At 38.1% G+C, this 14,337-nt stretch carries 12 protein-coding genes; 9 read left to right on the top strand and 3 right to left on the bottom strand.

Annotated features, from left to right (window positions below; all coding sequences use genetic code 11):
- The first annotated feature begins 245 nt into the window (after window positions 1-245).
- The 3 genes from J7E77_RS07705 to J7E77_RS07695 all read left to right on the top strand — a co-directional run bounded on the left by J7E77_RS07705 (window position 246) and on the right by J7E77_RS07695 (window position 2,257).
- Window positions 246-779, top strand: a complete 534-nt coding sequence (locus J7E77_RS07705; protein WP_214713356.1) for a GNAT family N-acetyltransferase — start codon at window positions 246-248, stop codon at window positions 777-779.
- Between the two features lie 168 nt (window positions 780-947).
- Window positions 948-1,286, top strand: a complete 339-nt coding sequence (locus J7E77_RS07700; protein WP_214713355.1) for a YolD-like family protein — start codon at window positions 948-950, stop codon at window positions 1,284-1,286.
- A gap of 140 nt (window positions 1,287-1,426) precedes the next feature.
- Window positions 1,427-2,257 carry an HNH endonuclease gene (locus J7E77_RS07695; protein ID WP_214713354.1) on the top strand — a complete coding sequence of 277 codons (831 nt, stop codon included), beginning with the start codon at window positions 1,427-1,429 and terminating at the stop codon, window positions 2,255-2,257.
- Between the two features lie 16 nt (window positions 2,258-2,273).
- On the opposite strand, the gene J7E77_RS07690 is transcribed toward J7E77_RS07695, so the two are convergent.
- Entirely contained in the window at window positions 2,274-2,471 is a 198-nt protein-coding gene (locus tag J7E77_RS07690; RefSeq protein WP_214713353.1) for a hypothetical protein, read from the bottom strand.
- Window positions 2,472-3,243: 772 nt separating this feature from the next.
- Here J7E77_RS07690 and J7E77_RS07685 point away from each other — a divergent pair.
- From J7E77_RS07685 to J7E77_RS07675, 3 genes are all read left to right on the top strand, one after another.
- Entirely contained in the window at window positions 3,244-3,759 is a 516-nt protein-coding gene (locus J7E77_RS07685; protein WP_214713352.1) for a BRO-N domain-containing protein, read from the top strand.
- On the top strand, window positions 3,737-3,991 hold the full coding sequence (locus J7E77_RS07680) for a phage antirepressor KilAC domain-containing protein (RefSeq protein WP_214713351.1): 255 nt from the start codon (window positions 3,737-3,739) through the stop codon (window positions 3,989-3,991). Before J7E77_RS07685 ends, J7E77_RS07680 begins: the two co-directional genes overlap by 23 nt.
- An 89-nt stretch (window positions 3,992-4,080) precedes the next feature.
- Window positions 4,081-5,340 (top strand): DEAD/DEAH box helicase family protein, encoded by a 1,260-nt coding sequence (locus tag J7E77_RS07675; protein ID WP_214713350.1) that lies wholly within the window; start codon window positions 4,081-4,083, stop codon window positions 5,338-5,340.
- Window positions 5,341-5,930: 590 nt separating this feature from the next.
- On the opposite strand, the gene J7E77_RS07670 is transcribed toward J7E77_RS07675, so the two are convergent.
- The gene (locus J7E77_RS07670; protein WP_214713349.1) at window positions 5,931-7,463 is read right to left on the bottom strand and encodes a hypothetical protein; all 1,533 of its coding nucleotides are present in this window, start codon (window positions 7,461-7,463) and stop codon (window positions 5,931-5,933) included.
- A 316-nt stretch (window positions 7,464-7,779) separates the two neighbouring features.
- Between J7E77_RS07670 and J7E77_RS07665 the strand changes: the two genes are divergently transcribed.
- From J7E77_RS07665 to J7E77_RS07655, 3 genes are all read left to right on the top strand, one after another.
- Window positions 7,780-8,394: a recombinase family protein gene (locus J7E77_RS07665; protein WP_214713348.1), complete on the top strand. Its 615-nt coding sequence runs from the start codon at window positions 7,780-7,782 to the stop codon at window positions 8,392-8,394.
- A 250-nt stretch (window positions 8,395-8,644) separates the two neighbouring features.
- Window positions 8,645-10,357, top strand: a complete 1,713-nt coding sequence (locus tag J7E77_RS07660) for a GMC family oxidoreductase (protein ID WP_308160465.1) — start codon at window positions 8,645-8,647, stop codon at window positions 10,355-10,357.
- A 488-nt stretch (window positions 10,358-10,845) separates the two neighbouring features.
- Complete coding sequence (locus J7E77_RS07655) at window positions 10,846-11,130, top strand: hypothetical protein (RefSeq protein ID WP_214713346.1); 285 nt, start codon at window positions 10,846-10,848, stop codon at window positions 11,128-11,130.
- Window positions 11,131-11,582: 452 nt separating this feature from the next.
- Here the strand turns inward: J7E77_RS07655 and J7E77_RS07650 are convergent, their stop codons facing one another.
- The gene (locus tag J7E77_RS07650) at window positions 11,583-14,252 is read right to left on the bottom strand and encodes a M12 family metallopeptidase (RefSeq protein ID WP_214713345.1); all 2,670 of its coding nucleotides are present in this window, start codon (window positions 14,250-14,252) and stop codon (window positions 11,583-11,585) included.
- Between the last annotated feature and the right edge of the window lie 85 nt (window positions 14,253-14,337).

Here is a 14,337-nt window from a genome sequence, read left to right as displayed (position 1 = left end):
ATGGTAAAATGTGGAGTTTTGTGATACTCCTTTATTTCACTATGCCTTCACGGAGCCATAATGATCTGAACTCATTTCATTTAATCGTTAAATCCATATTAAGGGTTATGAAATCCTGCGAATAAGCGAGTATTCGTGAGAAAATCGTATTAAACTGAGGGAGTTCAATAAAAAGTAGGAAGTAGAAAGTAGAAAGTTTATAATGGTGATGTGAAGATTATTAATAATTTAGGGGTGAAATGACCTTGGAAATAGAAACAGCAAGATTAATAATAAGACCTCCAAGTATAGAGGATTTTGACGAGTATTGGGAGATGAATAACAATCCAGAGGCAAAGAAATATACAGGAGGTGTTATTACATTAAGTTACGATGAAACATTAGTTATTCATAAACAAGCGTGCGGCAAGTTTGAATCGAGTGATAATAAAGTTTTTTCTGTCATTGAGAAGTCAACAGGGAAGTATATTGGGTATTGTGGATTTAAGTATTGTGAAATACTCAATGGCACTGAAATTTGTTACGGATATAACCAAAGTGCGTGGGGAAAAGGTTATGGGCAAGAAGCAGCAAGGGCTACTTTACCATATGCCTTTGAGAAACTGAAACTTAAAACACTTGTTTCTGCGGTAAATCCTAAGAACATTGCATCCGAAAGAATTTTACAAAAAATCGGTATGCAATACGATGGACAAATTGAATGGAAAGAACAAGGTTTGGTAAACAAATATAGTTTGACATCAGATAAATATTTCAACATGGCTGCCAACGCCCTTTAGTAGTAAGAGTCCAATAAAAGAAGGTTGCGGCTATGACAGCTTTTCTTGTTCAACTAACGGGTGCTTTAATTGAATAAGAAAGTTAAAGACTGCTGAAAAAGTGGTCTTTTATTTTTTTACAATCAGAACGTATGTTTGTGTATAATAAGGATGAAGGAGATGACCTAGATGGCAATACGTGATAGAGGAAAACTTAAATGGCAGCCTGCGTCCTTTTTACCGTTAGCATTCGAGATGCAACGTCACATGTATAAGGATCAGGAGCGGCAGCCTAAGCCAATTTTAGATGATAATCAAACGGAGGAGTTTGACCTTCGCATATCTTACGCTACAGAATACAACTATGCTGTAAAACTCACGGTATGGCATGACGGATTTACTTCAGATATAACTGGCCACATTCACTACGTCGATCCTATTACGCATGAGCTCCGCATTGAAGTGAAGCCTGGCGAATTTGAACGAGTGGCATTCGGTAGTGTTGTCGGGGTGAAAGTCAAGAACTAGGAAGGAGTTGCAGGGTTTACAAAGATTAAAAACGCACGCCAAAACGCTGCAAGCATTGGTGCGCTAAGGCTGACACCATTCTTACTTATCCAAATGAGTGTACATTCTGGTATAATTGAGTTATGAACGGAGGCGCACAAATGAATCCAAATGTTACATTTTTAAACCAACAAGAGTATAAACGCTCTGATATTCACGATAGATTTGGCGGCAACAGACAACGAGGAATTGCTGCTTCAAAAAATTATCCTTTAATATTTATCTTTTCGGGTAAATCCGGTGAAAATTACGGATATGATGACGGCTGGCAAGACGAAAATACTTATTTCTACACTGGTGAAGGTCAAAATGGTAACCAGGTGTTTAAAGAAGGAAATAGAGCGCTAAGGGACCATGTTGAAAACGGAAAAGATGTACACTTATTTGAAAAAAGTGAGAAATCTGGCATGTATACCTATCAAGGCCAGTTAATATGTGTAGGCTATCACTATTTCAGCGGACCTGATGCACAAGGCTTACAACGACAAATGATTCGCTTTGAGTTCCAACGAGCGGAACATATCGTCGATGATGATGCAATAGACCAAGACACTTCCGTAACTTCAAGTGATTTAAGCGAACTTAGACGTCTTGCGACTCAAGCGGTTGCTATCGATAGAACCACGTCTACTCAAGAACGGAAAGTAATCGTCCGCAGAAGAGCCGCTGCAATTAAAAAGTACGCCCTAGTACGATCTAATGGAATATGCGAAGCTTGTAACGATTCTGCTCCGTTTAAAACGCCCGACGGGACACCATTCCTTGAAGTACATCACTTAACGAGGCTGTCTGATGGCGGTATTGATTCTCCTGAGAACGTTGCAGCAATTTGCCCTAATTGCCATCGTCGTGCTCACTATGGTAGTGACGCAGTTGAATATAATCAAAGACTTATTGAATTAACAGCGGCAAAAGAAAAGCAAGCCGTATAAGAATTGCCTCGGTATATTACCGGGGCTTTTCGTTTTGTATATCGCTAATTTTTAATGCTGCTGTCGCTTTCAGTATCGCAGATTCTTCGGTATCACCTTGTCTTTTTACGGTCTTCTTGTGTTTATGATCGGAAATAATCGCCTCGTACTTACCATCTGTTCTCCTATACGTCATTATTGTTATTTTTCCTCTTTGTATAATTTTACCGCTCATAACTTATCACCTCACCTTCTACTTCATTAACTCGGTTGAAGTTCACTGTTACCTCCGGCAAATTGCATATGTTTTGTGAATTCGGCTATCTTTTGCAATGTTTACATCCTGTTACTAGCCAGTTTGTCAGCACATAAAGCTACGGCCTATAAAAATTTTTTCAATCTTTGCGTTATTTTTTCCTATATCGACCGGAATGTATATATGAAGGACAGCTTAGGAGGAATATTATGAAACGATTTTAACAATAAAAATATTAAAATTTTTTTGCTTAGTGCGTTACAAAACTCTAGTTGAACCAGATATATGAGTGAAGTGTTTTTTTAAAAAACTTTTGCGTTACGAAAAGGGAAAGGGCAGGGCTTATATGTAAAGGCGGATTAAGAGGTGTGTTTAATTAATTGGTATTTCAAGTCATTAAAATTTTTTTTATTTTATGCGTTATTTTTTCGTTTATCAACCGGACCTTATAGGTGAGGAAATTAAGGAGGTGATTATAGATGGTTACATCAGCAACAGTTAGATCGTCAGGGCTAATATAAACTTGAGTCAAGTTGAATTAGCAAAGCGGATGGGGGGAGTCCTGGTTCGGTATCTGCAGTAGAAAGTGGTAGGAACAGAGTACGTCTGAATTTGCAAAGAAGTATAAACGAGCAGTGGGAATTACGGATGCCGTTTTGATCGATATTCAATATCTGCAGCAAAAGTTAATTGAGTCATAGAATACAAGTTAACTATCAATTTACAAATATTATTTATGGAGGATTATAAAATGACTAACGAAATAGCAATTTTTAATTATGGTATGAATGAAGTAAGAACAGTGGCTAAAGAGGGTAATCCTTGGTTCATAGCGAAAGATGTGAGCGACGTACTGGGCTTTAGTGAGGCAAGTGCAATGACGAGACATTTAGATGATGACGAAAAAACCACACTGCAGATTAGACAGTCTGGTTCTAACTACTCAAGTAAACAAGTCTTAATCAATGAATCCGGTTTATACTCAGCGATCTTAAAGTCTCGTAAACCAGAGGCAAAAGCATTCAAACGTTGGGTCACTCATGATGTTATCCCGTCCATTCGTAAACATGGTGCTTATATGACGGATGATGTTCTAGCTAAAACGTTTGATGATCCCAATTACATGTTAGGGGTGTTAACGAACTTAGCAGAGGAACGTAATAAACGAATGACTGCAGAACAAACTCTTGTCTTACAAGCACCAAAAGTAGAGGCATATGATTCGTTCCTAAGTGTCGAATACAATGACCATAACTGCGGCCGGTAAATGTTTTGGTATCAGCGGAATTAAGCTGTATGAGATTTTAAGGAGAGAAGGTATTCTTCTTAAAAGTCCATACAATGCTCCTGCACAGGAATATCTTGATAAAGGTTATTTTAAGGTAATCTTAAAAAGAAATGATATTCGTTACCCCGCTAACGTCCGTCAAACAAGAGTAACAACTGCTGGTGTTGACTTCTTATTTAAGTTTTTAAATCGTTATGGATGGATTGCTTAAGGGGGAAAACAAACTCACGATGAGATTGTCATTACGACAGTCTCCTTTTTTATATCAATTAATATATTAATTTCTGGAGGATGAAATAAGTGAGTAAAATTGTTAAGGTGATCGATAGTATGATGGGAACAGGTAAAACAAGTTACGCAATTCAATTAATGAAAGAAGCGAAAATTGAACAAAAGTTTATTTACGTAACACCTTTCCTTAACGAAGTCCAGCGAATTAAGCAGGAAGTAAGTAATAGAAATTTCAAAGAACCTGATGCGAAACACGGATCTGGAACTAAGCTTGAATCGTTTAAAAGATTAATTGGTAATGGTGAAGACATTGCAACTACTCATTCCCTATTTGCTATGGCGGATGACGAGTTGATAGATTTGTTGCGATGGGGGAATTACACATTGATTGTTGATGAGGTTATGGAAGTAGTTTCTCAGCTACTGACACTAAAGAAAGACGACATTCCTGTTTTATTGGATAGCGGACTAATTAAGATTGCAGAAGATACCAGTCAAGTTGTTTGGAAAGCAGACCCGATACTAAACACTAAGTACAACGAGGTTAAACATTACGCACTTGCAGGGAATCTGTATTCCGTAAACAACACAGCTTTTCTATGGAACTTTCCTGCGAAGATATTCGACCTTTTCGAGCAAGTCTATATTTTAACATATATGTTCGATGGTCAGTTACAAAGGTATTACTATGACTTGCACAATATCCAGTACGAATATTATGCGGTAGTAAAAGAAGCTGACAGATACTCATTATGGCCAAAATCAGACGTTCCAGAAGATCGCTCAATCTTAAAAGATCTGATTAAAATCTACGAAGGTAAGTTAAACGATGTTGGCGACAATAAATTTGCTCTTTCTAAAAAGTGGTTTATCAGTCCTCATAACGTACCTAAGGTCAAGCAATTGAAAAACAACCTGTATAACTACCTTAGGAACTTACACATCGCCAAAGCCGAGGAAATATTGTGGACAACGTTCAAAGATTATAAGACAAAAATTGAAGGCAACGGTTTCAGAAAAGAAGAGCCGGAAAATAACGCTAACGGTGATGTTGGACAAGCGTGTTTTACATCGTTCAATTTACGTGCTACTAACAAATATAGACATAAGGACGTATTAGGATTCTGTTTGAACCGTTTCATGAATCCGATTGAGAAACACTTTTTCGACCAACAAAACGTTAAGGTTGATGAAGAATTGCTGGCATTATCGGATTTACTACAATGGTTATTCCGTTCTGCAATAAGAGAGGGTAAGCCCGTCCATATCTATATACCAAGCCGTAGAATGCGTGAATTACTGACGAAATGGTTAAATAACGAGATATAGATGTGTGACGGAAAAAACGTTGCTATCTATCGTCTAGTAATCTAGCAAGTAGACCGTGCTAAAATCGTCTGAAAACCCAGTCGTAACAAGGCTTCAAGGCGTGTTAGTCTTAAGGGAAAGTATAATTATTATAGAACGTAATAACCTTCGCCTGACGGCTCGGTGATGTAACCAAAGCTTATCAGCTTCAGTAACATCCATAAAATATAAACGGTGTATATTATGTGAAGACTGCGCTAAGCAGGATTCAACTGAGCGTCAGCGAAGTTTATTATGTATTGACGATTATTTCGATTATACGTTAAACGAAGTTTCGTTATTGACCGTTTGATCATTTGTGAACGAATATGGTAATGGTACCGGTGTGTGAATCGCTCTTGTATGCATCTAAATGGACGGTTTTGATAGATATTAATGAAATATACTTGGTGCAGCACGACCGAAAATGACTGTCCTGGAAACTTCGGGGTCTATGGATCAGCAGTTCGACAACCTAGATGTACCAAGCGTTTGGAAGGTTGTAAAACGTTGTGTCGAGTAAAAGTTCTTACCGATATGACATAGTAACTCTGCTAACAGTTCTTCACTGATTACCCACCAATCTCATTTAGCTGATTTAAAATAGCGGCCGCCTTTTCTTGTTTTTCTTCACAGAAGCCGTGATATGGATTAGTACCCATACTCATTTTTACAATTGCTTCAATTTCCTTTTCAGGTATCTCAATTCCCTGATTTAAACAATGTTCGTAAAATCGGAGCTTAATATCGCTGTTTAAACGATCGAACAATCCTTTGTAAATTTCATTGTGTTGCAAATATTCTCTCATTTTAAAAGAGATATTGCCCCTCTCCTTCATAATTATCGATAATTGCTCAAAAACCTTTTTATCAGTCCAAAAGCCCTTATTTTTTTGCAGGGGAATTTTGTTATATTTAATTTGAAATTTAGTGAAGTTCCCGAATCGTTTTACAGCCTCGTCAAATAATCGATACTTTCCAATAGCACGTAATTCATTATAAGTTGGAACGGTGGATCCGTCCTGACTATAATGCATGATTGCTTCAAATAATTCATCGTTTAAGAGTTTTGACGGTGGAAATAAAAGCCCGTTTTCTACAGTTTTCAATGGGAGCTTTAGTATTGGAGATAATATTTCTCCCAACTTTTCTTGGATATCGGAATATTTATTATGATGTCGGAACACTTCTGGTTCGATTGAGAGTAGGGTGATCTGTTCCTTAAACATTTCGTATAACGCCGTTTTCGCTGCTCGTTTAATGTCATACTCCTCACTGTGCTCTCTTCCCCAAATTTCAAGATGGATTGGATTCCCATCTTCAGGATAGAATGTAAAGTCACTTCTAAAATCTCTAAACTCTTCAGGAAATGGGTTTTGCTCCCGCAGATATTGAACACTATTATGAATTAAATATTGAGCGAGGATGTATTCGTATGTTGATCGATTGTAAAAGCCTCTATCATCCTGTAAGTCCTTTCGGTCATCATAATTCATTTTTCGTTTAATTTCATATAAACCTCCAAACTTTTGTATCGTATACCAACTGATATTTAGCTCCTGGCTAATCTCCCTATAGACTGGGAATCGTCCAATTCTTTTTATTAGCTTCCATAACTCGGCTGAAAGAAGGTCAATTGTTTTAAAGTATCCTCTTGGCTTATGCTTGTTTAATTCATCCCAGTCATAACCCAATTCCTGAACTATATCTATTAGTTGTTCTTCGTATTTTCTAATTACATTCATTATCCTCTGGCCATCTTTATTTGATGACAATCTTTCCAATGATCCATACTTCTCAATATAATTTTTTACTAGTTTTAAACGATTAGGGCGATAAGAATAATAACCTTTGTCTTTTTCTGCATAATCTCCTCTTTCTGCACGAATACGCATTAATTCTTTTAGTTTTTTTCCTTTACATCCATTACAAGCATATTTTCCATTTTCCTCAGTTGCTTTTATAAAAACTTTGTATTCCATATATTTCGGTTTGTTTTCACAATAATCACATTGTACTTTAACAATGGCGTGTGATCCTGGGGATAATTCGGATACAGGAATGGACCCACTTGTTGTAAGAATTCCAAAATTACTGATGAGCATAATATTACCTCCTACACTCTATAAGTTTGATATGTTTAGAATACTCTTAGTTATTTTGCTCCTTTTTAGGTTTCCCTTTTTGAAAACTATTATTCTAGTACACATTATGTACACATAAAAAAATAATAAATGTCCGCAATAGTATACAATTACGAACAGTACCTGGCCAGCCGATAAACTCCCATTCTACCGTTTTTTGTTCAGTTCGTAAAAGTAATAAAACTACTTTACGAATATTCGTTTATTGCATATACATTTACAAACACTTTCGATATGCTGTTAACAAATACATACAGTGATCGAGAGGAGAACGAAAATGGAGAATCGCAAATTCGGATACATCCGTGTAAGCAGTAAGGATCAGAATGAGGGACGTCAGCTGCAGTCTATGAAAAAAGTCGGCATCAGCGACAGAGACATTTTTATTGACAAGCAAAGCGGTAAAGATTTCAAACGGGAACAGTATCAGTCTTTAAAGCATCATTTAAGAGCTGGTGATGTATTATACATTCATTCGTTAGACCGATTTGGACGTAACAAGGAAGAAATTTTACATGAATGGACAGACATTACTAAGAACAAGAAAGCGGATATCGTTGTTTTGGATATGCCTTTACTAGACACTACCAAGTTCCAGGATAGCCTAGGAACGTTTATTTCCGACCTTGTACTACAGATACTTTCGTGGTTAGCTGAAGACGAAAGAGAACGGATCAGGAAGCGTCAAAGAGAAGGGATTAATGTAGCTCAAAAAGATGGTATACGCTTTGGCCGACCTAAAGCTGAAATAACTGATGAATTCATTATGGTCTATAATGAGTGGAAAGAAGAGAGTATTACTGCAACAGAAGCAATGAAAAGAGCGGACATGAAGCGAACAACATTTTATAAATTAGTTAAGGAATACGAGGAGCAACGGGCGAGCCTATAGATGGTTCGCTTTTTGTTTGTTTATTACGTTCAATACAGGGGCTACCCTATCACAAAATCAAGCACATATAATAATGCTGTATGCCTCGTGTAACGTAGACATGGAAACGAAAAATCTGAATCTAAAACTCTTAATCATGCAAAAGGAACAATAAAAATGTACTGATTAACTATAGAACTTGTCCATATCAAATAGAATGTTTTTTGCATTTACTAAATTTATAAGTATATTTCTATTTGAAAGGAATGAAATAGTGAAAAAAACAATTTTTGATTATATAGTAATTGGTGCCGGAACGGCTGGAGGTGTAATTGCCAAAAAATTAACTGATGACAAAAGGACCTCTGTGCTTGTTCTTGAAGCGGGAACGAATATCCCTAATCCTAGTCCATCTATTGAGGAAGCAAACGCTTTAGCAAATGATAATAAACTCTCCTTTAACGCTCTTTCTCAAATAGAGGAGAATATAGGTCGTCAGCTTAAATTATGGAGTGGAAGAGTAATTGGTGGAAGTTCACAACATAACTTCATGGGTGCAGTACGAGGAAGTCGTAACCTTTATGATGAGTGGGCAAGTCTTGTAGGAAATCAATGGAGTTATGATAATATTCGTTCCTTATTTAAACAAAATGAAACCTACACAGGAAATACGCAAAGCCCAAACGAACGTGGAAAAGATGGTCCAATTTTCGTTAGGCAACAAGTTATTCCGAATGATGGCCTTATCTATAATTTAGCTAAAGCAACGTCTGATGTGCTAGATATTCCAATTGTCGAAGATTATAATACAGGAATAAGAGATTGTACATTTTTCAAATTTCAACTTACCCAACAAAAGGTTGATGGAACATTTGTCCGTTCATCTACTGCAACAGGATATTTAAATGCAAATATTGTCACACAAGGAAATGAGTTTGACCCTGATGAGTTTGGGATTGGTCGGAGAAAGTTAGTCATTTTAGCAAAAACGACCGTAAATAAAATACTATTTAAACAAAAGGAAAGGGATACCATTGCTGTTGGGGTTGAATATGTAAGAGACGGCATTACACAAAATTCATATGCTCGGAAAGGAATCATTGTTTCTGCAGGTAATTTCTCATCCGTTATTTTACAACGTTCAGGAATTGGTAGATCGATCGACTTGACTAAAGCGGGTATATCTACATTGGTAGAGAGTCCGAATGTTGGTCATAATTTTCAAACTCAATATTATGCTGGGATGGGTATAGAAGTAGAAACTGGCCGACTCCTCCAAGTCTTGTCTTCTGACCCAAATGAGCCAATCGCACTAGGTGCTTTTAATAAGGAAAGAGGGCCAGGACGTCGACTTCAATATTTAGGTGTTCCAATTCCCTTGTTTGTACCAATTCAAGATGTATTTATAAATAATTGGCAATTTAACCCATCAAAACCAAGCAATATTATGAGTATTGCGATTACCGACCTAAACCCTAATAGTAAAGGAAAGATAACGGTCGCACATAGTGATCCAGAAGCTTATCCTTCTATTAAGTTTAATCCATTAGAAAATCCTGATGATTTAAATTTTATGGTAGACCAATATATTGAGACTTTTAAAATTATAATGAAGGCTCGTGAATTAGATCCTGAAGGTATTTATAAAGTTGTTTACCCTGCCGAAAGTATATTTCATTTAACTAATGAGGAAGAAAAAAGAAGCCTGCTTGCTGATTATGTCAAGGCATCTTATACGAATCTAGCTCATTTTGGGGGACAATGTAAAATGGGTAGAAGCATTCAAGAAGGAGTAGTAGATGGTTTCCTAAATGTTTTTGGTACTAAAAATCTAAAAGTGGCTGATCTTTCTATTGCTCCTGTTTTACCAGATGGTAATCCTTCCTTGGCTGTTCAGATGATTGGATTAAATGCAGTACGATTTATTCTGGATTTTGAAAATGACCACCACCATGAAAGTAGTAGCGATGAAAGCAGCAGCTAATATTTGAACTACACGGAAAGATCGTTTCTACTTTTTAGAGCGGTCTTTCATTTTGGACAAGGGTGCCACCCCATCACAAACAAAGCCCCCATGCCATATCGCCACTTGCCTCACGTAACGCACACATGGAGACGAAAACTCCGAATCCCGAAAGTTCAGGAACATAAAAGTAACCCCTATAATTGACAGACTGACTCCATAATTTGTCCCTTTCAATTAGATTACCTTTTGCATTTACTATAAAGATTGAAGACTATTTTTTTCGAAAGGATGTGTTTTTTATAGCGACTTTACGTACGGGACCTTTTCTTATTCCTATCTTTACCCATCATCCACCTAGTCCCTGCAATATCGTAATCGTGACTCTAAGCAACCAGACGAACAGGACGCTAACCGCCACGGTACGAATTGACCAAGTTATTTGGCCTCCAGGCCCGCTTTATCCTCCGTCTCCTATGACTGTGCTGTACCCTCCGAGTCCTGGGACCTTGCCTCCGAACACAGCTGCGGGGTTTGCTGTACCCGTTTTCACTCCTATTCCGATCACAGACACCACTGCCACAGTAGCAGGCGATCCACGTGCTTTGATCGTAACTGTAAGCGGGGACGTTGAAGAATCAGGAGACGAAATTCTAGTCAGCGTCACAGGCGGATTCTCATCAGACGGTAGTTCACTGGATGTCTCAGAACCGACAATGTTCTTCCGTCATGAAGACTTCGTTGTAGTAAATGACAATCACCATCACCACCACCATGATGAAAGCAGCAGCTAACATTTGAATAAGCAGGTTAGACCGTTTCTAGCGTACAGAGCGGTCTTTCTTATTGAACAGGGGGCTACCCCATCACGAACAAAGCCCTGATGCCATATCGAACTATGCCTGGTGTAACGTACATATGCGGGGCAAATCTTGATCCTTGACGCGCTGAAAAGGAAAGATGTACCCGTTACCATAAAATCAGTCGGCTGAAATTACCATAAAAAACAACTGCAATTCTGATCTGGCAACATTTCCAGACAGTTCTTAACCTAATTTAGTTTCTTGTTCTTGTCCCAGAAGGAATAAGAACAAGAAACCTTTTGTTTTTCTGTACGGTATAGGAATCCCCTTTCGAGGATTCAGAACGATGAATAAATACTACATCTGATGTTAGACAACAGGACAGAAAGGAAGTAAAAGAACCATCCCCTACTACCTCGGCACCGTTCCCATTGAACACGAATCTAGAAAGCCGTAACATCAGATATTGGAGTTCCATTGACTGTGATGGTAAATGGTCCGTTCCATTTCTTGGTATTACTGTTAAAGCAATATGAGGCCAAAAATGAGATTGGATCCACAAGACTTCCCAAAAGTACTATTGCGTGTAGATTTCCCTGTTTACAATTGCTACGTACGTTACTCTGAAACAGAGACACAGCCTTTGGGAAGAAATTCTTTGGTATAATTGGTTCCGTGGAACGCTCTAACCAATTAGTGTCGATTGGGGTTGACGAATCATTTTCGCGGAAAAAATGCCTTAGCCGGTCTCCCTGAGGAACCAACATTTCAAAATCTCCCCCTGAACAGAACATTTCATAGTTACCTTCTTTACAAATCATTTTGAACTGGAAATCATGATGAAACGTACTTTGGATAAATGAAGGATTGCCGATGCCGACACCTCTGAAATTATTATTTCCAACAGTAATTTCATTCGGACCAATCCAGTCAGGTACATTGGTATCCAAGAAGTAGTGGAACAACGCCCCCCCTGGAACGTCAATGGTGCTCATCGAAACGATAGCATCGAGTCTTCCATGACCGACATTATCTTTATAATTGCTTTCTATTAATGCAACACTATGAATAGTTGCTCCTGCTGGTACTTTCGGTTGAAAGGGCGATGAAACCCAGTTAATCCATGGTGGCTTTTGCCCGTTCGGTTCTAGAAAACAATGCTTAAGACTGTTTCCTAGTGGAACCAACATTTCAAAGTTTCCTTTTGTCCCCAGTGCTGTACCAATGGCTCTTTGGATTAGTGCAGGTTTACTAGTAATGCCTGTGATTTTATTCCCGTCAACAAACACTTCAAATGGCCCTTTCCATTGCAGTTGTTCGCTATCCAAGAAGTAAGTGATTAGTGTGGAATTCGGAAAATTAGCCCAAACCATTGCCTCAAGGTTGCCATTAATTCCGTTTCCCATTATCGTACTTTGAATCAAGTTAACCCCCTTGGGTACATTGCGTCCTGAAACGTCAGGCGATTCATTTTTCTTTACCCAAGTATCTTCTTTTACACCTTTATCACAAGGAGGGTGATGTGATAGGTCGTTACTTCGGGAAAAAGACCCTAATTTTCTATCTTGAACAACAAGCAACTCGAAATCACCATTCATATTAGAGATCGCAAAGGTGCTCTGAAACGCATTTCCACTGTGTGGGCTACCAATCATCCCAGGGACCCTAGGAGGTAACGATATATGTCCAATGTTTAAGTCTTCGTTACCTGAACCATTCCAACTTATAAAGAGTTGACCGGTTCTAGAATCAGGGTTCGATGCCAATGCGGGGCCTTTTGCGGATTTTTCGTATGATATTCGCTTTTCATTGAAAAAACCGCTAAAAATATCAATAGGCATGATATAGAGATACTCAAACCAACGTTCATTCCATATTAGGTATAATTCTTCATGATGAGATGCTAGCGAGGGGCTATCCTTGCTTTTTTCTTTATACAGTGTTTTCTTTTTTGAAATTCCGGTGATGTCTCCTCCAGCTCCAATGTCTACAAGGGTAATATTGAGGTAACGATCCTGACCCGTCCAAGCCAGATACAGCCGTCCGTTATGAGATGTAAGTGCAGGATTATAGTTACTTTTATCACCCAGTGTTTTTCTGTTTGATGAAATACCAGATATGTTCCCTAACGCTCCAAACTTAACAGTTGCAACATTCAGGTGATCATCCTGACCCGTCCAAGCTATAAACAGCTGTCCATCATGAGAAGCAAGTACAGGGTTATCGTCGCTCTTATCACCCAGTGTTATATTATTTGAAATGCCAGTGATGCTATTTCCTGTCCCAATGTCTACAGTTGCAAGATTGAGGTGATTATCTTCACCTGTCCATGCAAGAAACAGCTGTCCGTTATGAGAAGCAAGTACAGGGTTATCGTCGCTCGTAACACCCAGTGTTATCTTATTTGAAATGCCGTTGATGCTATCTCCTACCCCAATGTCTACAGTTGCAAGATTGAGGTAATCATCTTCACCTGTCCATGCGAAGAATAGGCGATTTTGATGGAATGCCAATGCTGGGCTATAATCACTTCTATCGTTTAATGAAGTAATGCCGACAATGGGGTACATTACCCGAAGTGCGTTTAGGTCACCCTGGCTTAAAACTACTCTTTGTCCCATGCCTAAGCAATCATCACCAGTGAGGCTAGTAATGTTAGATCCATCATAATGCATAATCGAACAACAATCATATGAACCAATAGTTATTCCCTGACTATCAATCGCATAGTCATTATCGTTGCTTAAAAGCGGATCTACTATAACAAATTTATCACGATCAGGACGCTGATGTTCATGGATGAGTCCACAAGCATGTCCAATCTCATGCATGATATTCCCGACACCGCGTTTATCAATACTTATTGTGGTTTTCATAGTAATTATCTGTTTTCCTTGCACTCGTCCAAGTTTTGATTCATTCTTAGTCCCAACCTCAAAAGATATATAATCTTTTTCTCCATTACGGGGAACAAGTTTTACATCCGAAAAAATATTCCATTGGTCAATTGCGTCTTGGAACTTTCGTCTGTCACCATTAAAAACCACGTTAATTTCATAAGGAATTATCGAATGTGGCCATCTTTCCTTTATTTCATGTATTATGAAACCCATAATCATCCCCCAGATCTAGAAATTCATTGAAAAAATGTTTAATAATTATCGGTTATCTTACTATTCATAACAAATTACATTTCTT

This window comes from Bacillus sp. ISL-77 (assembly GCF_018613105.1).
The sequence above is the reverse complement of the archived record's forward strand: the minus strand, read 5'-3'. Positions and strand labels throughout refer to the sequence as shown.

Bases quoted from the DNA above. Each gene is read 5' to 3' on its own strand.
- J7E77_RS07700 (WP_214713355.1), top strand. From the start codon at position 948: ATGGCAATACGTGATAGAGGAAAACTTAAATGGCAGCCTGCGTCCTTT.
- J7E77_RS07695 (WP_214713354.1), top strand. From the start codon at position 1,427: ATGAATCCAAATGTTACATTTTTAAACCAACAAGAGTATAAACGCTCT.
- J7E77_RS07690 (WP_214713353.1), bottom strand. From the start codon at position 2,471: ATGAGCGGTAAAATTATACAAAGAGGAAAAATAACAATAATGACGTAT.
- J7E77_RS07685 (WP_214713352.1), top strand. From the start codon at position 3,244: ATGACTAACGAAATAGCAATTTTTAATTATGGTATGAATGAAGTAAGA.
- J7E77_RS07680 (WP_214713351.1), top strand. From the start codon at position 3,737: ATGACCATAACTGCGGCCGGTAAATGTTTTGGTATCAGCGGAATTAAG.
- J7E77_RS07670 (WP_214713349.1), bottom strand. From the start codon at position 7,463: ATGCTCATCAGTAATTTTGGAATTCTTACAACAAGTGGGTCCATTCCT.
- J7E77_RS07665 (WP_214713348.1), top strand. From the start codon at position 7,780: ATGGAGAATCGCAAATTCGGATACATCCGTGTAAGCAGTAAGGATCAG.
- J7E77_RS07650 (WP_214713345.1), bottom strand. From the start codon at position 14,252: ATGGGTTTCATAATACATGAAATAAAGGAAAGATGGCCACATTCGATA.